This is a genomic window from Bradyrhizobium xenonodulans (genome assembly GCF_027594865.1).
GTDB classification, from domain to species: domain Bacteria; phylum Pseudomonadota; class Alphaproteobacteria; order Rhizobiales; family Xanthobacteraceae; genus Bradyrhizobium; species Bradyrhizobium xenonodulans.
This window is the reverse complement of record NZ_CP089391.1, coordinates 2,658,120-2,677,739: the sequence shown is the minus strand read 5'-3', so window position 1 is coordinate 2,677,739 and position 19,620 is coordinate 2,658,120. Positions and strand designations below refer to the sequence as shown.

The 19,620-nt window shown below is 64.8% G+C and carries 18 protein-coding genes; 2 read left to right on the top strand and 16 right to left on the bottom strand.

Going from position 1 to position 19,620, the window contains the following annotated elements:
- Window positions 1–91: 91 nt before the first annotated feature.
- The 16 genes from mmsB to I3J27_RS12390 form a co-directional block, all read right to left on the bottom strand.
- A complete protein-coding gene (gene mmsB / locus I3J27_RS12465) occupies window positions 92–1,282 on the bottom strand; it encodes a multiple monosaccharide ABC transporter permease (RefSeq protein ID WP_270169500.1) in 1,191 nt (396 codons plus the stop codon).
- Complete coding sequence (gene mmsA, locus I3J27_RS12460) at window positions 1,279–2,856, bottom strand: multiple monosaccharide ABC transporter ATP-binding protein (RefSeq protein WP_270169498.1); 1,578 nt, start codon at window positions 2,854–2,856, stop codon at window positions 1,279–1,281. The genes mmsB and mmsA overlap by 4 nt, the downstream gene beginning before the upstream one ends.
- A gap of 172 nt (window positions 2,857–3,028) precedes the next feature.
- Window positions 3,029–4,102, bottom strand: a complete 1,074-nt coding sequence (chvE, locus tag I3J27_RS12455; protein WP_270169497.1) for a multiple monosaccharide ABC transporter substrate-binding protein — start codon at window positions 4,100–4,102, stop codon at window positions 3,029–3,031.
- Window positions 4,103–4,174: 72 nt separating this feature from the next.
- Window positions 4,175–5,053 (bottom strand): SMP-30/gluconolactonase/LRE family protein, encoded by an 879-nt coding sequence (locus I3J27_RS12450; protein WP_270172711.1) that lies wholly within the window; start codon window positions 5,051–5,053, stop codon window positions 4,175–4,177.
- Window positions 5,053–6,129, bottom strand: coding sequence for an aldose epimerase family protein (locus I3J27_RS12445; RefSeq protein ID WP_270169495.1), 1,077 nt, complete (start codon window positions 6,127–6,129; stop codon window positions 5,053–5,055). The genes I3J27_RS12450 and I3J27_RS12445 overlap by 1 nt, the downstream gene beginning before the upstream one ends.
- Before the next feature lie 2 nt (window positions 6,130–6,131).
- Window positions 6,132–7,058 carry a Gfo/Idh/MocA family protein gene (locus I3J27_RS12440; RefSeq protein WP_270169493.1) on the bottom strand — a complete coding sequence of 309 codons (927 nt, stop codon included), beginning with the start codon at window positions 7,056–7,058 and terminating at the stop codon, window positions 6,132–6,134.
- Window positions 7,055–7,831 carry a FadR/GntR family transcriptional regulator gene (locus I3J27_RS12435; protein ID WP_270169490.1) on the bottom strand — a complete coding sequence of 259 codons (777 nt, stop codon included), beginning with the start codon at window positions 7,829–7,831 and terminating at the stop codon, window positions 7,055–7,057. The genes I3J27_RS12440 and I3J27_RS12435 overlap by 4 nt, the downstream gene beginning before the upstream one ends.
- On the bottom strand, window positions 7,828–8,808 hold the full coding sequence (gene yjfF / locus I3J27_RS12430) for a galactofuranose ABC transporter, permease protein YjfF (protein WP_270169488.1): 981 nt from the start codon (window positions 8,806–8,808) through the stop codon (window positions 7,828–7,830). Before yjfF ends, I3J27_RS12435 begins: the two co-directional genes overlap by 4 nt.
- On the bottom strand, window positions 8,805–9,797 hold the full coding sequence (locus tag I3J27_RS12425; RefSeq protein ID WP_270169486.1) for an ABC transporter permease: 993 nt from the start codon (window positions 9,795–9,797) through the stop codon (window positions 8,805–8,807). The genes yjfF and I3J27_RS12425 overlap by 4 nt, the downstream gene beginning before the upstream one ends.
- Window positions 9,794–11,338, bottom strand: coding sequence for a sugar ABC transporter ATP-binding protein (locus I3J27_RS12420; RefSeq protein ID WP_270169484.1), 1,545 nt, complete (start codon window positions 11,336–11,338; stop codon window positions 9,794–9,796). The genes I3J27_RS12425 and I3J27_RS12420 overlap by 4 nt, the downstream gene beginning before the upstream one ends.
- A 118-nt stretch (window positions 11,339–11,456) precedes the next feature.
- Complete coding sequence (gene ytfQ, locus I3J27_RS12415) at window positions 11,457–12,422, bottom strand: galactofuranose ABC transporter, galactofuranose-binding protein YtfQ (protein ID WP_270169482.1); 966 nt, start codon at window positions 12,420–12,422, stop codon at window positions 11,457–11,459.
- A gap of 392 nt (window positions 12,423–12,814) precedes the next feature.
- Window positions 12,815–13,987 (bottom strand): fumarylacetoacetate hydrolase family protein, encoded by a 1,173-nt coding sequence (locus I3J27_RS12410; protein ID WP_270169480.1) that lies wholly within the window; start codon window positions 13,985–13,987, stop codon window positions 12,815–12,817.
- A 137-nt stretch (window positions 13,988–14,124) separates the two neighbouring features.
- Complete coding sequence (locus I3J27_RS12405) at window positions 14,125–15,102, bottom strand: HEAT repeat domain-containing protein (protein ID WP_270169478.1); 978 nt, start codon at window positions 15,100–15,102, stop codon at window positions 14,125–14,127.
- 2 nt (window positions 15,103–15,104) lie between these two features.
- Window positions 15,105–15,338: a 4Fe-4S dicluster domain-containing protein gene (locus I3J27_RS12400; RefSeq protein ID WP_008141081.1), complete on the bottom strand. Its 234-nt coding sequence runs from the start codon at window positions 15,336–15,338 to the stop codon at window positions 15,105–15,107.
- Window positions 15,339–15,372: 34 nt separating this feature from the next.
- Window positions 15,373–17,115 (bottom strand): fumarate reductase/succinate dehydrogenase flavoprotein subunit, encoded by a 1,743-nt coding sequence (locus I3J27_RS12395; RefSeq protein ID WP_270169458.1) that lies wholly within the window; start codon window positions 17,113–17,115, stop codon window positions 15,373–15,375.
- 102 nt (window positions 17,116–17,217) lie between these two features.
- Window positions 17,218–17,991 carry a ferredoxin--NADP reductase gene (locus I3J27_RS12390; protein ID WP_270169456.1) on the bottom strand — a complete coding sequence of 258 codons (774 nt, stop codon included), beginning with the start codon at window positions 17,989–17,991 and terminating at the stop codon, window positions 17,218–17,220.
- A gap of 206 nt (window positions 17,992–18,197) precedes the next feature.
- Between I3J27_RS12390 and I3J27_RS12385 the strand changes: the two genes are divergently transcribed.
- On the top strand, window positions 18,198–18,494 hold the full coding sequence (locus I3J27_RS12385; RefSeq protein ID WP_270172708.1) for a gamma-butyrobetaine hydroxylase-like domain-containing protein: 297 nt from the start codon (window positions 18,198–18,200) through the stop codon (window positions 18,492–18,494).
- A 220-nt stretch (window positions 18,495–18,714) separates the two neighbouring features.
- Window positions 18,715–19,488 carry a Crp/Fnr family transcriptional regulator gene (locus I3J27_RS12380; protein WP_270169455.1) on the top strand — a complete coding sequence of 258 codons (774 nt, stop codon included), beginning with the start codon at window positions 18,715–18,717 and terminating at the stop codon, window positions 19,486–19,488.
- Window positions 19,489–19,620 lie beyond the last annotated feature (132 nt).

Sequence of the window (19,620 nt, the reverse complement as noted above, 5' to 3'; positions counted from 1 at the left end):
AAGCGTGCCCACCTTTTTTCTCTCGATCGGAGACAGATGGTGGGCACGGCGCGATTGCGCCTTTGCCCACCCTACGGAACTGCCGATGCGGCTACCGCCGCTGATTATACACGTCGATGCACACCGCCCCGAGCAGCACCAGGCCCTTGATGACCTGCTGGTAGTCGATGCCGATGCCGAGGATGGACATGCCGTTGTTCATCACGCCCATGATCATGGCGCCGACCACGGCGCCGCCGACGCGCCCGACGCCGCCATAAGCTGACGCACCGCCGATGAAGCAGGCGGCGATGACATCGAGCTCGAAACCCAAACCTGCCTTCGGCGTCGCGGTGTTGAGGCGCGCGGCGAAGACGAGGCCGGCGAGCGCGGCGAGCACGCCCATGTTGACGAAGGTGAGGAAGGTCAGCCGCTCGGTCTTGATGCCCGACAGGCCTGCCGCCTTGGCGTTGCCGCCGACCGCGTAGATCTGCCGGCCGATCACGGTGCGGCGGGTCACGAAGCCGTAGAGTGCGATCAATGCGCTCATGATCACCAGCACGTTCGGCAGGCCGCGATAGGTCGCGATCAGGTAGGTGAAGTACAGCACCGCGCAGGCCAGCACGATGCTCTTTCCCAGGAAGAACGCGTAGGGCTCGACCTCGATGCCGTGCGACAGCTCGCGCGTGCGGCTCTTGGCGCTGGCATAGACCAGCCCCAACGCCAGCACCGCGCCGATCAGCATCGATGTCGGATGCAGCGTGCCCGCCTCAGGCAGGAGCTCCGGAATGAAGCCTGACGACAGCTTTTGGAACGTCGACGGAAACGGCCCGAGCGACTGACCCTGTAATACCGCAAGCGCGAGGCCCTTGAACACCAGCATGCCGGCCAAGGTCACGATGAAGGACGGGATCTTGAAATAGGCGACCCAATAGCCCTGCGCCGCGCCGATGGCGGCGCCGACCGCGAGGCAGGCGATGAAGGCGAGCGTGTAGTCGACCTTGTAGGTGACCATCAAGAGAGCGGCCACCGCACCGACGAAGCCTGCGACCGAGCCGACCGACAGGTCGATATGGCCGGTGACGATCACCAGCAGCATGCCCAGCGCCATGATGACGATGTAGCTGTTCTGGAGCACCAGGTTGGTCAGGTTGAGCGGCTGGAGCAGCGTGCCGCCGGTCATGACCTGGAAGAACAGCATGATCGCGATCAGCGACATCAGCATGCCGTAGTTGCGCAAGTTGTTCTTGATGAAGCTGCCGTGCTGGCGCTCCTCCGGCAGCGAAACCGTCTTGTCGGTCATGGCTGCGATCCTCCCATCTCCGCGGCCGCGGGCGCGGCGTTTCCAATGCTTCGTTCGTTGCGCATGATGGCGCGCATGATCTTCTCCTGCGTCGCTTCCGCCGCGGGAAATTCCCCGACGAAGGCGCCGTCGTTCATCACACAGATGCGGTCGCAGATGCCGAGCAGCTCGGGCATCTCCGAGGAGATCACCACGACGCCGCGGCCGGCCTCCGCCAGCTCGTTGATGATACAGTAAATCTCGTATTTGGCACCGACGTCGATGCCCCTGGTCGGCTCGTCCAGGATCAGGACCCTGGGGTCGGTCATCAGCCATTTCGACAGCACCACCTTCTGCTGGTTGCCGCCGGAGAGCTGGCCGGCCTCCTGGTAGACGTCGGAGCAGCGGATGCGCATCCGGTTGCGATAGTCGCTGGCGACCTTCAGCTCGGCGATGTCGTCGATCACGCGTCCGGGCGCGACCTGGTCAAGGCTTGCCAGCGTGATGTTCTTGCGGACGTCGTCGGCGAGGATCAGGCCGAGCTGCTTGCGGTCCTCGGTGACATAGGCAAGGCCGGCGTCGATCGCGGCCGCGACGCTCGGCAGCACGATCTCCCGGCCCTCCAGCCGGATGCGACCGCTGATATTGGTGCCCCAGGAGCGGCCGAACAGGCTCATGGCGAACTCGGTGCGGCCGGCCCCCATCAAGCCCGCTATGCCGACGACCTCGCCCCGCCTGACGCTGAAACGGACGTTCTTGATCACCTGCCGCTCGGGATGGATGGGATGATAAACCGACCAGTCCGCGACTTCGAGCACGGGCTCGCCGACCTTCGCGCTGCGCTCGGGGAAACGATGGGCGAGATCGCGGTTGACCATGCTCCGGATGATGCGGTCTTCCTGGATCGGCTCGGCGCGGCAGTCGATACTGTCGACGGTGCGGCCGTCGCGCAGCACGGTGATGTGGTCGGCGACCTTGGCGACCTCGTTGAGCTTGTGCGAGATCAGGATCGAGCCGATGCCGTGCTCGCGGAAGGCCATCAGGCGATCGAGCAGCGCGGCGCTGTCGGCTTCGTTGAGGCTCGCGGTCGGCTCGTCCAGGATCAGCATTCGCACCCGCTTGGACAGCGCCTTGGCGATCTCGACAAGTTGCTGCTTGCCGACGCCGAGATCGGTAATCAGCGTATCCGGCGACTCCTTGAGGCCGACCTGCGCCAGAAGTTCCCGCGTGCGCCGGTACACCTGGTCGCGGTCGATGACTCCGAACTTGGACGGCGGATGCGACAGGAAGATGTTTTCGGCGATCGACATCAGCGGGATCAGCGCCAGCTCCTGGTGGATGATGATGATGCCGAGCGCCTCGGAATCGTTGATGTCGCGAAAGCGCCGCTCCTCGCCCTCGAAGACAATGGTGCCCTCGTAGCTGCCTGCCGGATAGACGCCGCTGAGCACCTTCATCAGCGTCGATTTTCCGGCGCCGTTCTCGCCGACGAGCGCGTGGATCTGCCCGGCCTGAACCGAGAAGTTGACGTCGCGCAGCGCCTGCACACCGGCAAAGCTCTTGCTGACATTGCGCATCTCCAGCATGGCGGTCATCGGTACTGTCCCTTCCTTCGCCTCTCCCCGCCTGTGGGGAGAGGCCGAAATGTGCGCGCAGCGCGGATTACGGGTGAGGGGGAGTCTCCGCGAGGGCGACTGCCCGTGTGGAGAGAACCCCTCACCCCGCCCCTCTCCCCGCAAGAGCGGGGCGAGGGAGAAGAAAGAAGTCTTACTGGAACTGCGACTTCTTGTAGTAGCCGCTGTCGACCAGGGTCTTCTCCCAATTGTCCTTGTAAACCACGACCGGCTTGAGCAGATAGGACGGCACAGTCTTGACGCCGTTCTCGTAGGTCTTGGTGTCGTTGACGGTCACCTGCTTGCCGGCGAGTGCAGCGTCGACCATGTCGGCGGTCACCTTGGCGAGGTCGCGGGTGTCCTTGAAGATGGTCGAGTACTGGTCGCCGCGCAGCATCGCCTTGATCGAGGGCACCTCGGCGTCCTGACCGCTGATGATCGGCATCGGCTGGCCGGCGCTGCCATACCCGACGCCCTTCAGCGAGGAGATGATGCCGATCGAGATGCCGTCATAGGGCGACAGCACGGCATTGATTTTCTTGTTGCCGTAATAGGCGCTGAGCAGATTGTCCATGCGGGACTGCGCAGTGGCACCGTCCCAGCGCAGCGTTGCGACCTTGTCCATGCCCATCTGGCCGGAGACGACGACGAGCTTGCCGCTGTCGATATGGGGCTTCAGCACGCTCATCGCGCCGTTGTAGAAGAAGTAGGCATTGTTGTCGTCCGGCGAGCCGCCGAACAGCTCGATGTTGAACGGCCCCTTGCCGTCCTTGAGGCCCAGGCCCTGCACGATCGATTCAGCCTGGAGCACGCCGACCTGGAAATTGTCGAAGGTCGCGTAATAGTCGACGTTCGGCGTGCCGCGGATCAGGCGGTCATAGGCGATCACGGTGATGCCCTTCGCCTTGGCCTGCTTGAGCACGTCCGACAGCGTGGTGCCGTCGATCGCGGCGATCACCAGCGCCTTGGCGCCCTTGGTCACCATGTTCTCGACCTGCGAGAGCTGGTTCGGGATGTCGTCCTCGGCATATTGCAGGTCGGTGTTGTAGCCGCGCTCCTTCAGCACCTTGACCATGTTGTTGCCATCGTCGATCCAGCGCGCCGACGATTTGGTCGGCATGGCGATGCCGACAGTCGCCTTGTCCTGAGCGGAGGCGGTGACGCCTGCGGCCATCGTCGCAGCGCCGGCCAGCGCCAGCGCGAGGAATGTCGTCTTCAGTTTCAGCATATTTCGCTCCCTTGGGTGTCAGACTGTTTCTTAGGTCGTCGAGAAATTTGGTTGTGTGCGGCTTTGAGCCTCCTATGCGAGCTTGACGTCGGGCTCGGCGCGGCCACGCGCAGATGCCTCCAATAGAAAAGTGCAGCCGGCCTGCGGATCGGCAGCACGCGCGGCCGCGTCCATGTCCTGCCAGGCCGAGGTGACCAGAAGGCGCGACAGGTCGGGGCCGACGAAGGCCGGGCAGCTCGACTGCTTCGCTGGCACGCTCAGCGAGCGCAGGCGCTCGCCTTGCGGGGAGTAGACATCGATACGGCCAGCGCCCCAGCAGGCGTTCCAGATCTGCCCGTCGGCGTCGCACACCGAACCGTCAAGGCCGCCGATGCCGCTGTGGCGCAGCAGCACCTCCGGCTCGCCGCGCGGCAGTCCGGTCGCGGGATTGAGCGGCACGGCATAGAGCACCGCGCGCGCGGTGTCGGTGAAATAGCCAATGGCGCCATCGGGCGAGAAGCAGATCGAGTTGGGAATGCTGATGCCGGGGAACAGCGTCGAGATCTTGCCGCGATGGAACGCATAGATTGCGCCCGCCTCCCGCTCCGCCTTGCGGCCCATGGTACCGATCCAGAACGTGCCGGATTGATGCACGCGGCAGTCGTTGGAGCGGGTCGTGGGATTGTCGGCTTCGAGCGGACAGAGCAGCGTCATCGCGCCGTCGGCGAGCGTGCGGATGTAAAGGCCATCTTCCGCGACGATCAATTGCCGTTCGGTATCGATGCGCCCGAGTGCGCTCGCCATCCGGCCGAGCGCATGGACGCGAATGCTGCCGCTGCCGAGCTGCGCCTCGAACAGACGCCCCTCACGGATGTCGAACCACCAGGCCGTATCGGTGGTCACGTCATAGGTCGGCCCCTCGCCGAGATGGCAGGGATCGTCCGAGAGAACTGACGTCGGCACTTGCTCCATCATGGCGACCTTACTGCAAAGCGATAGACCGTGTGATGGCGATAGATTCCGCCGGGATCGAGACGCGGGCTCGGGAAATCCGGGCGGTTCGGCGCATCAGGCCAGATATGCGGCTCGAGGCAAATGGCGTCCGACTGGCGATACAGCTTGCCACCCTTCCCCGAAATCGTGCCGTCGAGATAGTTGCCGGAATAGACCTGAAGGCCGGGCTGATCGGTGAACAGCTCCATGATGCGCCCCGAGCGCGGCGCCTCCAGCCGCGCCGCGAGCGCAAGCTTGCCGTCACGCCCGAGGCAATAGGTGTGATCGTACCCCCTGCCGTTGCGCAATTGCTCGTGGCTCTCGCGGATGCGTTCACCCACGGGCCGCGGCTCGCGGAAGTCGAACGGCGTGCCGGCTACGCTTCGCGGCGGCTCCGGCAGCGGAATGGCGGTGGGATCGATGGCGAGGAAATGCTCGGCAGCGACTGTCAGGCGGTGGTCGAGAATGGGCGTGCCCGAGGTAGCGCCTTCCAGGTTGAAGAAGCTGTGGTTGGTCAGGTTGATGATGGTCGCCCGGTCGGTCCGCGCCGCCATGGTCAGCGACAATTCCGCCGGGCCGGTGACGCGATAGGTCAGGCGCACGTCGAGTCGGCCGGGATAATTTTCTTCGCCGTCCGGGCTCGTGTAAGTCAGCGTGACCGCGGGTGCGGCGCCCTCGTCGATCTCCGCGATCTCCCAGAGCTTGCGATCGAACCCGTCGAGGCCACCATGCAGCGCGTTCGGACCGTTGTTGACGGGAAGCTGCACCGTCTCGCCGACGAGCGAGAACTGGCCGTTGGCTATGCGGTTGGCATAACGGCCGACCGTGGCTCCGAAAAACTTCCGCTCGGCGAGATAGCCGGCGAACGCATCATGACCGAGCACGACGTCGTCGCAGGCTCCCTTCGCATCCGGCGCGATCAGCGCCTGGAGCACCGCACCATGGGTGATGATGCGCGCTTCGAAGCCGCCCTCCCCGCGCAGCACGATGCGCTCGACCTTGCGGCCGTCCGGCAGCGTTCCGAAGACGTCTTTTTGTATTTTCGGGCCAGCCATGTCTAATCCACAAACGGTTCGACGATGTTGCGCCTGCCGAGCAGGAAGGCATCGGCGACGAGACGAAGCGGCGCCAGGTCGACATCGCTTGCGCCTGTTACGGCGAGATCGACGAAGCGCCGGTAGAGCTCCCGATATTCCTCATCGGGCGCCTCGGCAACGGTCTTGCCGTCGATCGCCATGCGCCTGCCGCCGCCGGACAGCGTCAACTGGCCGTGGTCGGTTTCGACGAGGATATCCCAGCTCTGCGGCCCGGTCTGCCGGAAGTCGAACTCGGCACGGATTGGCAGGCCGTCGATATCGGTCAGCGTCAGGTTCGCGGCGATCGGCGCCTGGCAATTGGCGGGAAACGCGAGCTCGGCCGCGGTGACAAACACCGGCTTGGGCAGGATCCTGGTCAGGATCGACAGTGCGTTGATGCCGGGATCGAACACACCGAGGCCGCCCGGCTCCCAGATCCAGCCCTGCCCGGGATGCCAGACCCGAACGTCTTCCTTCCAGTTGATGTGGACGGACTTGATCCGGCGCGCGGCGAGCCATTGCCGCGCCGGCTCGACCGCCGGTGCATGGCGCGAATGCCAGGTCGCAAACAGCGTGCGCTTGGCCTCCGTCGCCATCGCGATCAGCGGATCGAGCTCGGCAACGCCGGTGCCCGGCGGCTTCTCCAGCATCACGTGCTTGCCGGCCTTGAGCGCCGCGGCGGCCTGGGTGCGCCGCACCTGTGGCGGCGTGCAGAGCGAGACGGCGTCGATCGGCGGCCCCTTCTCCAGCAAGTCCTCGATCGTGGCAAAATGCGGCAGCCCCGGCAGCGAAGCGTTCCGGCTCGCGATGGCGGCCAGTGTCGCGCCGGGCACCGCGGCGATCGCACCGACATGCTGGTCGCGCGCGATCTTGCCGAAGCCGACGATGGCGATGCGAAGTTCAGTCACGATCTCTCTCCGGATTCCGCAGATGGCAGCGCCTCGGCCGGCGCTGTTACGATCACCGTCCCCTCATGGCGGCGCATGCCGTTGTGAATGACATAGACCATCGCCTCCGACGCCGTCGTGGCGTCGCCGGCCGCGATGGCATCGACGATCTTCTGGTGCCAGAGCAGCACCGTGTCGCGGTCCTCCGGCTCGACCGGGGCGCTGAGCAGGAACGAGGCGCGTAGCGCAGCCTCGATGACGTGCCCGATCGAGCGCATGAACAGATTGCCCGAAGCGCGCGCCACCGCCACATGGAGCGCGAGGTCGGCGTCGGCAAAGCCTGCGGAATCGGAGGGCTCGATCCGCATGCGGTCCATGCAACGACGGAGCTCGGCGAGGTCGTCCTCGGACCGCTGCGCCGCTGCGAGCATGGCCGCGCGCGGCTCGACCGCGAGACGGATTTCGGCGAGATCGTTGAGGAAGCGCTTCTCGATCCCGGCGTCCAGATGCCAGGCCAGCACGTCGGCATCGAACATGTTCCACGCCCCACGCTCCCGCACGACGGTGCCGACCCGCGCCTTGGTGGTGAGCAGGCCCTTGGCGACCAGCGTCTTCACGCTCTCCCGCAGCACCGGCCGCGACACGCCGAACATCGCGATCATCTCGGCATCCCCCGGCAGGCGCGTGCCCTCCGCGTAACGGCCGGCGATGATGTCGACGCCGATCGACCGCGCCACTTCCGCGTGGTTGGAATGGGCCCGTCGTGTCGGGATGACGACGATGCGCGAGGTCATGAGGCAGCTCCCGCGCGCTTCGCCAACGGCCGGCGCGCCAGGGCGACCAGCCCCTGCTGCAAGGCGATGAAGGCGAACAGCAGGACGCCGGTCGCGATCTTGGTCCACCAGCTCGACAGCGTGCCGTCGAAATTGATGTAGGTCTGGATCAGGCCCTGGATCAGCACGCCGAGGAAGGTGCCGATCACCGAGCCCTGCCCGCCCGTCAGCAGCGTGCCGCCGATCACGACCGCTGCGATGGTGTCGAGCTCGACGCCGACGGCGGAGAGCGAATAGCCGGCGCTGGTGTAGAAGGAGAAGACGATGCCGGCGATGCCTGCGAGCAGGCTCGACAGCATGTAGATCTTCACCGTCATCTTGCCGACCGCAACGCCCATCAGGCTCGCCGTCGTCCGGCTGCCGCCGAGCGCATAGACGTTGGCGCCGAACCGGGTGAGATGCAGCAGCAGCGCGCCGCCGATCACAACGACGAGCATGATGATCGCAACGGCCGTCAGTCGCCCGCCGCCGGGCATCCGCAGCGCGAAGTCGGACACGGTGGAATAGACCGGCGCGGTGATCGGCACCGATTCGGTCGAGAGCAGGAAGCTGGCGCCACGAGCGAGGAACATGCCGGCCAGCGTCACGATGAACGGCGGCAGATCGAAGACGTGGATGACGGCGCCCATCGCGGCCCCGAAGGCCGCCGAGAGCGCGAGAATGGCGACGAAGGCGACCAGCGGCGGCACGCCCCAGCGCTCGATCGCAAGCGCGACGAAGACGGTAGTGAAGCCGATCACCGAGCCGACCGAGAGGTCGATGCCGCCTGAGATGATGACGAAGGTCATTCCGGTCGCGACGATGCCGAGGAACGCGTTGTCGGTGAGGAGATTGCCGACCACGCGGGTCGAGGCGATGTTGGGGAATTGCATCGCACAGAGCGCGAAGCCCGCAACGAGCACGATGGCGGTGATGAGGACGGGCGGCAGACCTTTCATGCTTTGGTCCTCCGCAGCCGCGCCACAACACCGGCGATGCCGGACAGCTTCGGCGATTGCAGCAGCAACACCGCGAGCACCACCACCGCCTTGACCAGCAGATTGAACTCTGGCGGATATCCCGACAGCAGGATGCCCGTGTTCATGGTCTGGATGATCAGCGCACCTAACACCGCAAGAATGAGGCTGAAGCGGCCGCCGAACAGCGAGGTGCCGCCGATCACGACCGCGAGGATGGCGTCGAGCTCGAGCCAGAGGCCGGCATTGTTGGCATCGGCGCCCATGATGTCGGCCGCCGCAATCACGCCGGCGAGCGCGGCACAGATGCCGCACCAGACATAGACCGCCAGGATCATCGCACGGGTGCCGACGCCGGCAAGCTCGCTCGCCCGCGCATTGCCGCCGGTCGCCTCGATCAAAAGCCCGAGCGCCGAGCCGCGCACCACCGCGCCGGTGAGGATCAGCATGCCGAGCGCAATTGCGACCGGCACCGGCAGGCCGAGAATAGCGCCATTGCCAAGCCAGACCAGGTCCGGCGAGGAGAACGTCACGATCCGTCCTTCGGTGATGAGCTGCGCGATGCCGCGCCCCGCCACCATCAGGATCAGCGTCGCCACGATCGGCTGCATGCCGAGCACGGCGACGAGAAATCCGTTCCACAATCCGCAGACGAGACCGGCACCAAGCGCGGCCGCGAGGACCACGGGCAAACCATGGCTGTCGGCGAGGCTCGCCGCGATCGCGCCGCAAATCGCCATCACCGCGCCGACCGACAGATCGATGCCGCGCGTCGCGATCACCAGCACCATGCCGAGCGAGAGCAGTGCCACCGGCGTGCCGCGATTGAGCACGTCGATCAGGCTGCCGAACAACCGGCCGTCCTGGAAGCGCAAATCGAAGAATTGTGGCGAGACCACGCGGTCGACTGCAAGGATGACGATCAGCGCCAGGATCTGGGCAAGGCCGCGGCGCGGCAACAGCGCCGTCATGCCCGGCCCTCATGCGCAACACTGGCCCCGTCGGCGGCGATGGCCGCGAGAATGCTGCCGACGTCGACCGCCTCGCCCGCGAGCTCCTCGACATGGGCACGGTCGCGCAGCACCACCACGCGGTCCGAATAGGTCACGATCTCATCCAGCTCGGAGGAGATTACGAGCAGCGCAAGCCCGTCATCGCAGAGCTCGCGGATCAGCCGGATGATCTCGGCATGCGCACCGACATCGATGCCGCGGGTCGGCTCGTCGAGCACCAGAAGTCGCGGCGATGTCGCCAGCCAGCGCGCCAGCAGCACCTTTTGCTGATTGCCGCCGGACAGCAGGCCGACGGGACGCTCCGGATCCGGCGGGCGGATGTCGAGCATCTTGACGTAACGACGCGCGATCTCGTCCTGCTCACGGCGTGACAACGGCTTGTGGAGGCCGCGCTTGGCCTGGAGTGCAAGCACGATGTTCTCGCGCACGGTGAGCTCGGCGACGATGCCGTCGGTTTTGCGCTCCTCCGGGCAATAGCCAAAACCGTGGCGCACGCCGTCGCGTGGCGACTGGAGCCGCACGGGCGCGCCCTCCACCTTCGCTTGCCCGCCATCGGCGCGCTCGGCGCCGAACACCAGCCGCGCCGTTTCAGTCCTGCCCGAGCCGAGCAGGCCGGCGAGACCGACGACCTCGCCATGGCGCAGCTCGAGATTGAACGGCGCGACATAGCCGGCCTTGCCGTAGTTTTCGAAGCTCGCGCAGACCTCGCGCACTTCATGCTCGCTCGCCGACGCCCGCGCGCTGGTGGTCTCGGCCAACTCGCGGCCGAGCATCATCCGGATCAGCTCGAGCCGCGGCAGCGAGGCGATCTCGCGCTCGCCGACCAGGCGTCCGTTGCGTAACACCGTGATGCGGTCGGAGATCTCGTAGACCTGGTCGAGGAAGTGGCTGACGAAGACGATGCCGATGCCGCGCTTTGCGAGCTGGCGCATGATTCCGAACAGGATCTCGACCTCATGGCGGTCGAGGCTCGCGGTCGGCTCGTCCAGGATCAACACGCGCGCGGAGAGATCGACGGCGCGCGCGATCGCGGTGACATGCTGCACGGCGACCGAATAGCTGCCGAGTGGCGCGGCGACGTCGATGTCGAGGCCGAAGTCGGCAAGCAGCGCCTTGGCGCAGCGGCGCATCTCGCCTTCGCGCACGATGCCGAAACGCATCGGCTGCCGGTCGAGGAACAGGTTCTGCGCCACCGAGAGGTTCGGCAGCAGATTGACCTCCTGATAGACGGTGGCGATGCCGGCCTGAAGTGCGGCCTTGGCCGAACGCGGCGCCACCTCTTCGCCACCGAGGCGGACGATGCCGGCATCGCGCGGGAACACGCCGGTGATCGCCTTGATCAGCGTGGATTTGCCGGCGCCGTTCTCACCTAGCAGCGCATGGATCTCCCCGGCACGAAGCGTGAAGTCGACCTCCTGCAGCGCGCGCACGGCACCGAAGCTCTTGCTGATCCCGCGCACCTCCAATAGCGGCGGAGCAGGATCAAGGCTGTTCTCCATGGCGACGTCACTCCCACCGGCGCCCGCTCGTGATGCGGACACCCACCCTAGTCGTTCGTGCAGCGGTTTCGAAGGGGGATCGCCGGGCTGCAAGACGCAGCCCGGCTGGCATCCCGCCTCAGTAACCGAGACCCTTCTTGCTGTCGTATTCCTTCTGCGGATTGTCGGCGGCGGTGAGCAGCCTGGATTCAGTCTGGATCCATTTCGGCGGAACGGTGCCCTTCTCCTTGAACGCCGCGACGACATCGAAAGCCGGGCCCGCCATGTTCGGCGTGAGCTCGACCGTCGCATTGGCCTCGCCGGCAACCATCGCCTTGAAGATGTCGGGGACCGCGTCGATCGAGACCGTGAGGATGTCCTTGCCCGGCTTGAGGCCGGCTTCCTTCATCGCCTGGATCGCGCCGACCATCATGTCGTCGTTGTGGGCGTAGACAGCGCAGATCGACTTTCCGCCGCCTTCTGCCTTGATGAAGCTCTCCATCACTTCCTTGCCCTTGGCGCGGGTGAAGTCGCCGGTCTGGCTGCGCACCACCTTCAGGTTGGCGTGCTTGGCAATCGCGGTATCAAAACCCTTCTTGCGGTTGGCGGCGACGCTCGCGCCGACCGTGCCCTGCAATTCGACGATGTTGCAGGCCTTGTCGCCGACGGTCTTGGCCAGCCAGTCGCCGGCGACCGCGCCTTCGTGCACGCTGTCGGACGTCACGGCGGTGAGATAGAGTTCCTTGCCGGAGGGATCGATGTCGCGGTCGAGCAGCACGACCGGGATCTTGGCCTCCTTGGCTTCCTTCAGCACCGAATCCCAGCCGGTCGAAACGACCGGCGCAAGGAAGATCGCATCGACGTTCTGCGCGATGAAGGAGCGGATCGCCTTGATCTGGTTCTCCTGCTTCTGCTGGGCGTCGGCGATCTTGAGATTGACCTTGCGCTTGGTGGCTTCCTGCTTGGAGACCGAGGTCTCGGCCGCGCGCCAGCCGGATTCCGATCCGATCTGCGAGAAGCCGATCGTGAGCTCGGCGGCATTCGCCGGAAGCGCGAGCAGCAATGCCGTGGTGGCGCTGGCCGCAAAGAGGGCTTTGAGGGTCATCAGGCGTGTCTCCCAAGGTGTTTATCCAAGGCGCCGTTGGTAGCATGGCACCCGCAGGCCGCCCTTTGAGGCGGCGGGAGGGACTATTTCACGGAAGTTGGGTTTCGACTAGTCATATTATTTGACTATTTGGGAGAAGACGCGGCTGGGCGCACCTGAGCAGCCAGATGACACGCCAAGCGCGATTTTGTTCCCCCCATGCAACGCGGAGATGAAGGAATTGATGCGGGTCGGCCGCCGGCCACAGCGTCATGGCCGGGCCTGTCCCGGCCATCCACGATTCTCGGTGTGGCACAAAGAACGTGGATGCCCGGGACAAGCCCGGGCATGACGACCTCATACAACGCGCTTCTGCGATCGCCCTGCCGCAAGCGTCGAGAAGTGAAGTAAAACTAGACCAGCTTCCGCTGCGCCAGATTCTTCATCAGCGCGCCGATGCCAAATGTCCACGGCTCGCATTCGTCGCTGGTGCGCATGCGGTTGACGAGCTTGCCGAGCTGGGGCGCTGAGATCGTGACGATGTCGTCACGCTTGTGGGTGAACCCCTGCCCCGGCGCGTCGCGATCCTTGACCGGCGCGAACATGGTGCCGAGGAACAGCACGAAGCCATCGGGATATTGATGCACCTTGCCGATCGTCTGCGCGACGAGGTCGGTGGGATCGCGGCTGATCATGCTGATCGAAGAATGGCCGTCGAGGACGAAGCCGTCCGGGCCTTTCACGTTCAGGCTGATGTCGAGTTTTCGCGCATCGTCGAGCGAGAAGGTGTCGTCAAACAACCGCAGCAGCGGCCCGATCGCGCAGGAAGCGTTGTTGTCCTTGGCCTTCGACAGCAGCAGCGCCGAACGTCCCTCGAAGTCGCGCAAATTCACGTCGTTGCCGAGCGCGCCGCCGACGATCTTGCCGCGGCTCGACACGAACAGTACCAGCTCCGGCTCGGGATTGTTCCAGGTCGATTTCGGATGCAGCCCGGCATCCATGCCGGTGCCGACCGAGGACAAGGTCGGCGCCTTGGTGAAGACCTCGGCGTCGGGACCGATGCCGACCTCGAGATACTGGCTCCAGGCGTTCTGATCGATCAGCACCTGCTTCAGGTGCATCGCCTGGTCCGAGCCCGGCTTGAGCTTTGACAGATCGTCGCCGATCAGCCGCGTCACCTCTTTCCGGATCGCTTCGGCCGAGGCCGGATTGCCCTTGGCCCGCTCCTCGATCACGCGCTCCAGCATCGAGATGGCGAAGGTGACGCCGGCGGCTTTCAAGGTCTGGAGATCGACCGGCGCGAGCAGCCACGGCTTGTTCGGATCGCGCCGATCCGGCGCGGTGTTAGCGACGATGGCCTCGAGATCGCCAATGCGCTCGCCCTTGACCGCTGCGAGCGCCTTGGCGGGATTGTCCTCTTCGCAAAGCGCGCTGACGGTCGGAAACTTTGCAGTGACGTCGAAGACGCCGTCGGCACGCACGGCGAGCACAGCCGGGCCGTTCACCTGCGGCAGCCAGACACGGCCGACCAGCGTTCCCTTCGTTCCATCCTCGGGGAGAAGGTCTTTAACAGACAGTGTCGTCATGGCCGGCGTCCTCGCTGTTTTTTAAGGATCGGCCGCGTTCGAACGGCGGGCCGATCCCATTAGCGAAGACCAATAAACGTCTGGCGGGGGAAGTCCAGACCGCCGCCGAAGAGCCGCTATCCCCCTGTCCGCGTCCCTTATGCGCCTGCGCGCGCCTTGCGGGCCGCGATCTGCTGCAGCGCCCAGCGCGCGTTCTTGCGGACGTCGGGATCGGCGTCATCCGCAATGACGGCCAGGAACGCCTCGCCGTCGGGATGGGCGATCTCGCCAAGCGCGGCGGCCGCTTCCTTCCGCAAATTGGCCTGGTCGTGATTGATGCAATGGCCGATCGGGCGGACCGCGCGCTCGATCTTCATCCGGCCGAGGCTGCGGATCGCCTTCAACCGCACCTGCCAGAATTCGTCTCCGAGGCAAGCAACGAGCTGATCAGCCGCGATCGCGCCGTTGACGTTGAGGCCCAGCGTTTCCGCCGCCATCTCACGCACCATCCAGTCGCTATCTTTAAGCGCGCGCGTGATCGTCTCCGCCGCGGGCTTCATCTGCGAAAACGCCAGCGCGCTGACGGCGGCACGGCGGACATGAGCGTCGGGATCGTTGATCAGCGCGGTCAATGCCGGGATCGACTCCTCGAGCTTGAGGAAGCCGATGACGCCGATCGCCTGCACGCGCACGGCGGCATCTGCATCCTGGAGCGCCTCCAGCGCCGGCTTCAGCGTGTCCTTGCAGCGCAATTCCTTCAGCGCGCGTAGCGCACCCATGCGGACGAAGGCGTGGGCATGCTTGACCAGCGGCAGGATGATCTCCGCGCAGGCGGGATCCTTGAACTCGGCCATGCTGTCAGCCGCGGCCGACGCCACGATTCTCTCGGGATCGACCAGCAGCTTGACCAGCGCGCTCGCCGCCTCCGGTCCGTCGAACTCACCGAGCGCCATCGCGACCTGCTGGCGCACGCCGGCGTCGGGATCGGCGACCATGTTGGCGAGATGTGCGACCGCGGCCGGATCGCCGGAATGGCCGAGCGCGATGATGGCAACGCGGCGTTCGGCGGGATCGGCGGCCTGAAGCCGCTCGTCAGCATCTTCGAGGTCGTCGTAGGATTCGAATGGGCTCGACATGATCACCTCAACAGATAGGGAATGTTGACGGTGACGGCGCCTGTCGGACAATCGGCCTCGCAAGGCATGCAGTACCAGCACTCGTCGTAGGCCATGTAGGCCTTGCCGGTCATGTCGCTGATGCGCAAGACGTCGAGCGGGCAGACGTCGACGCACACGGTACAGCCCTTGTCGGCGATGCATTTGGCGTCGTCGACGACCACCGGAACCGATGTCTGGTAGGAGGCGAGAGGCATGTGATGTCTCCTGTTGCTTGCTATTGGCGGCGGATCAGGCGGTGGCGCGAATGCGCTGCTTGTCGTAGAGGTCCTTCTCGTCGTCGGCGATCGGCACGACGTAGGGTTCGACCGCACGCTTCTCGCTGGTCATCTTGCCGTCCTGCTTGCTCAGCAGCGTGTGGCAGAACCAGTTCTCGTTGTCCTTCTCCGGGAAATCCGTGCGCCAGTGATAGAGGCCCCAGCGGCTTTCCTCGCGGTAGAGCGAGGCATGCACCGCCATGTCGGCGCAGTCCATGATCGACTGCACTTCGAGGGCACGGAGCAATTCGTGCGCGTTGCGCGCGATCATGTGCTCCTGCATGTCCTCGCGCGCCTCGGCAAGGCGCCGCATGCCGAGTTCGTATTTGCGCGTGACCTTCGGCGGCTGGAGATAGTCGTTGACGAGGCGACGGGTCTTGTACTCGATCTGGTTCGGCGGAATGCCGTCCTCGCGTTTCGTCGGCGCCATCACGCGGTCGCGCTCCCTGGCGACGTCGGCGGCATCGAACTCCGCAAAATCATGGCCGTCGGCGAATTCCATCGCGTCGATGCCTGCGACCGAACCGTTGGTGAAGGCGCCCAGCATGTAGTTGTGCGGCACGCTCGCCATGTCGCCGGCAGCGTAGAGGCCGGGCACGGTGGTGCGGGCATTGTCGTCGACGAACACGCCCGAGGCACTGTGGCCGGAGCAGAAGCCGATCTCGGAGATGTGCATCTCGATCGACTCGCTGCGATAGTCGACGCCCCGTCCCTGCTGGAACAAGCCGCGCGTCGGACGCTCGACCTTGTGCAGCGTGGATTCGATTTCCGAGATCGTATCCGGGTGAAGATGCTTGAGCTGGAGGAACACCGGGCCCTTGCCGGACAGGAGCTCGTTGTAGAATTCCAGCATCATCTGGCCGGACCAGTAGTCGCACTCGATGAAGCGCGAGCCCTCGTTGTTGGCGGTGAAAGCGCCGAAGGGACCGGCGACATAGGCGCAGGCCGGGCCGTTATAGTCCTTGATCAACGGGTTGATCTGGTAGCATTCGAGGTTCGCGAGCGCGGCCCCCGCGTGATAGGCCATAGAATAGCCGTCGCCGGAATTGGCGGCGTTCTCGTAGGTACCGAACATGTAGCCGGAGGTCGGCAGGCCGAGCCGGCCGGCGGCGCCCATGCAGAGGATCACGGCCTTGGCCTTGATCACCAGGATCTCGGCGGTGCGGGTGTTGACGGAGATCGCGCCGGCGATGCGGCCGTCAGACGATTTGAGCAGCCGCGTCGCCATGTAGCGGTTGGAGATCAGGATGCGGGCGCGGCGGAGCTGGCGATAGAGCGCCTTCTTCACGGTCTCGCCGTTCGGCATCGGCAGAACGTAGGTGCCGATGTGGTGCACCTTCTTAACCGCGTAGTCGCCGTTCTCGTTCTTCAGGAAACGGATGCCGAAACTGTCGAGCTCCTCGATGATCGAGTAGCAGTTCTGCGCGTATTTATAGACCGCCTTCTGGTCGACGATGCCGTCATTGGCGATGGTGATTTCCTTGGTGTACTGCTCCGGCGTGGCGTAACCGGGGATGACCGCGTTGTTGAGCCCGTCCATGCCCATTGAGATCGCGCCGGAGCGCTTGACGTTGGCCTTTTCGAGCAGGACGACGTTGGCCTTCGGGTTCTTCAGCTTCGCCTTCAGCGCCGCCATCGGGCCGGCCGTGCCGCCGCCGATGACGAGCACGTCGCAGGAAACTTCCGAAAGTCCGTCGACGATCTGATCTAGTGCCATCGCTTGCTCCTGGTTCGCCGGGTGCCGGCGCCTTTGCATCAGATTTGTTCAGGGGGCTTTCCGGTGATAGCAATTAGTTGTCGCCGGGATGCGATTTGCGCCTCAGCGCTCGACAAAGGCCTTTTCGACGACGAAATGGCCGGGCTGGCTGTGATTGCCCTCGACAAAGCCGCGCGCGGAGAACATCGCGGGAAGCTCCTCGAGCATGGCCGGGCTGCCGCACAGCATGATGCGGTCGGTCTCGATATCGAGGCCGGGCTGCCCGATATCGTCGAACAGCTGGTTGGAGGCGATCAGGTCGGTGATGCGGCCGCGGTTGCGGAACGGCTCGCGGGTGACGGTCGGGTAGTAGACGAGCTTGTCGCGGATCAAGGGTCCGAAGAATTCGTGATCGCGCAGGCCTTCGACGAGGCGCTCGCCATAGGCGAGCTCCGGGACCTGGCGGCAGCCATGGGCGAGCACGATGGTCTCGTAATTCTCGTAGACATCAGGGTCCTTGATCAGGCTGGCGAACGGCGCGAGCCCCGTCCCGGTCGAGAGCAGCAACAGGCGCTTTCCCGGAATGAGGTTGCCGGTGATCAGCGTGCCCGTCGCCTTGCGGCCGACCAGGATGATGTCGCCTTCCCTGATCTTCTGGAGCCGCGAGGTCAGCGGGCCGTCCTGAACCTTGATCGAGAAGAATTCGAGCGCTTCCTCGTGATTGGCGCTCGCCATGCTGTAGGCTCGCATCAAGGGCTTGCCCTCGACTTCCAGGCCGATCATGGCGAACTGGCCGTTCTGGAAACGAAAGCCGGGATCGCGCGTCGCGGTGAAGCTGAACAGGGACTCGGTCCAGTGCCTGACCGACAAAACCGTTTCCTTCTGAAATGCGCTCATGGTCTCTCCTCAGTCCTCGTTGGCGCACAAGATTTCGGAGAGAGGAGAGTCCGGCAATTCGGAAGTGAAAATCCCGGTCGATTAGTTTCACATTTCGCGGACGGTGATTGAAGAGCAGGCAGCACCGCTGCGTCCGCGCTGGCAATTAGTTGCTATCGCGGGCTTGTCGCGACGACGTAGACAGGAGTCGGAGGTTCGTCATGACCATGACCCTGGTGGCGCCGACATTGGCCGACTATGAGACAAGCGCCGATCTCGCGACGCTCCTCGTGCGCACGACCGAGGGCGATGCGCTGAGCGTCCCCGCGGAAAAACTCCGCCTCTCCTGCAAATGCGCCCACTGCACCCGCGCCCGCTTCGACGGCCGCTTTCCTGCAAGCTTTCCCGGCATCGCGATCACGGAGATCGGCGATCTCGGCTATGGGCTGAACATCTCGTTCTCGGATGGGCATAACAGGGGGATTTATCCGAAGACGTATCTGTTGAGTTTGGCGGGACGCTAATCGACGCCACCGCGCGATTGGCTCAGTAGCGGCCACAAACTCCGCTGTCATTCCCCGCGAAGGCGGCAATCCGGTACGCCGCGACCTCTCCGTAACCCGTTGCTGTCTCTGGAATACTGGATCGCCCGCCTTCGCGCGCGACGACGGCGGTGTGAGTGGCCCCCATCTGGCACGGACATTGCTCCTCTTTAGAACGATTTGAACGTTCCGGAGGCAGACGATGTTGCAGGCGGCCAATGTAGTTCGCGGGGCTGTTCCACCGGCCGCCCGGCCCGCGGGCAATTCCTCGCTGCTGCTCACCGAGAACCAGCAATGGATCGGCGGGCCGCCGCCGCTGATGGACAAGCTCTCGCCGCGCGAGCGGGAACTGGTGCTGAAGCAGGGCCGCCGAAAAGTGCTCAACCGCGGCCAGACGCTGTTCAGCCAGGGCGGCAAGCATGACGGCATCTGGCTGATCGAGAGCGGACGTATCCGGGTGTTCTACACCTCCCCGCTTGGGCGCGAGATCACGCTCGCCTATTGGCATGTCGGCAATTTCGTCGGGGGCCCCGAGGTGTTCGAGGGCACCGTGCATCAATGGTCCGGCGTCGCATCCAGCAATTGCAGCGTCGTGCATCTGCCCGGAAAAGAGCTGCGCTCGCTCGCGGTCGAGATCCCGAACCTCGCGATCGGCCTCATCGAGGGCCTGACCTTCAAGGGCAAATGCTACTCCGCGCTGGCCCAGATGTTGGGAACGCGTTCGATCACGCAGCGCCTCGCGCATCTGTTGCTGCATCTCGTCGAGCTTTACGGCGTCGAGGATGCCGACGGCCGCGTGATCGCGGCAGCCTTCACCCATGCCGACATCGCCCACATGGTCGGTGCCACCAGACAGTGGGTCACGATCAGCCTGAAGCGCATGCAGGAGAAGGGAATCGTGCTGACCAAGCGCTCGCAGATCGTAGTCTGCCGGCCCGACGTGCTGGAGGAGATGCGCGGTCACGCATCCGACTAGAGGAATTTGCGGCCAAGGCCGGTGCACAGGCAAGCGGCTTTATAGTGCAGGACTGCCCAAGGAGTATGCAATCAGCTTTTCCCGGCAACTAATCGACTGCGGTCATCATTCCGGATTTGCCCTGCCGGTGCC

Bases quoted from the DNA above. Each gene is read 5' to 3' on its own strand.
- mmsB (WP_270169500.1), bottom strand. From the start codon at position 1,282: ATGACCGACAAGACGGTTTCGCTGCCGGAGGAGCGCCAGCACGGCAGC.
- mmsA (WP_270169498.1), bottom strand. From the start codon at position 2,856: ATGACCGCCATGCTGGAGATGCGCAATGTCAGCAAGAGCTTTGCCGGT.
- chvE (WP_270169497.1), bottom strand. From the start codon at position 4,102: ATGCTGAAACTGAAGACGACATTCCTCGCGCTGGCGCTGGCCGGCGCT.
- I3J27_RS12450 (WP_270172711.1), bottom strand. From the start codon at position 5,053: ATGGAGCAAGTGCCGACGTCAGTTCTCTCGGACGATCCCTGCCATCTC.
- I3J27_RS12445 (WP_270169495.1), bottom strand. From the start codon at position 6,129: ATGGCTGGCCCGAAAATACAAAAAGACGTCTTCGGAACGCTGCCGGAC.
- I3J27_RS12435 (WP_270169490.1), bottom strand. From the start codon at position 7,831: ATGACCTCGCGCATCGTCGTCATCCCGACACGACGGGCCCATTCCAAC.
- yjfF (WP_270169488.1), bottom strand. From the start codon at position 8,808: ATGAAAGGTCTGCCGCCCGTCCTCATCACCGCCATCGTGCTCGTTGCG.
- I3J27_RS12425 (WP_270169486.1), bottom strand. From the start codon at position 9,797: ATGACGGCGCTGTTGCCGCGCCGCGGCCTTGCCCAGATCCTGGCGCTG.
- I3J27_RS12420 (WP_270169484.1), bottom strand. From the start codon at position 11,338: ATGGAGAACAGCCTTGATCCTGCTCCGCCGCTATTGGAGGTGCGCGGG.
- ytfQ (WP_270169482.1), bottom strand. From the start codon at position 12,422: ATGACCCTCAAAGCCCTCTTTGCGGCCAGCGCCACCACGGCATTGCTG.
- I3J27_RS12410 (WP_270169480.1), bottom strand. From the start codon at position 13,987: ATGACGACACTGTCTGTTAAAGACCTTCTCCCCGAGGATGGAACGAAG.
- I3J27_RS12405 (WP_270169478.1), bottom strand. From the start codon at position 15,102: ATGTCGAGCCCATTCGAATCCTACGACGACCTCGAAGATGCTGACGAG.
- I3J27_RS12400 (WP_008141081.1), bottom strand. From the start codon at position 15,338: ATGCCTCTCGCCTCCTACCAGACATCGGTTCCGGTGGTCGTCGACGAC.
- I3J27_RS12395 (WP_270169458.1), bottom strand. From the start codon at position 17,115: ATGGCACTAGATCAGATCGTCGACGGACTTTCGGAAGTTTCCTGCGAC.
- I3J27_RS12390 (WP_270169456.1), bottom strand. From the start codon at position 17,991: ATGAGCGCATTTCAGAAGGAAACGGTTTTGTCGGTCAGGCACTGGACC.
- I3J27_RS12385 (WP_270172708.1), top strand. From the start codon at position 18,198: ATGACCCTGGTGGCGCCGACATTGGCCGACTATGAGACAAGCGCCGAT.
- I3J27_RS12380 (WP_270169455.1), top strand. From the start codon at position 18,715: ATGTTGCAGGCGGCCAATGTAGTTCGCGGGGCTGTTCCACCGGCCGCC.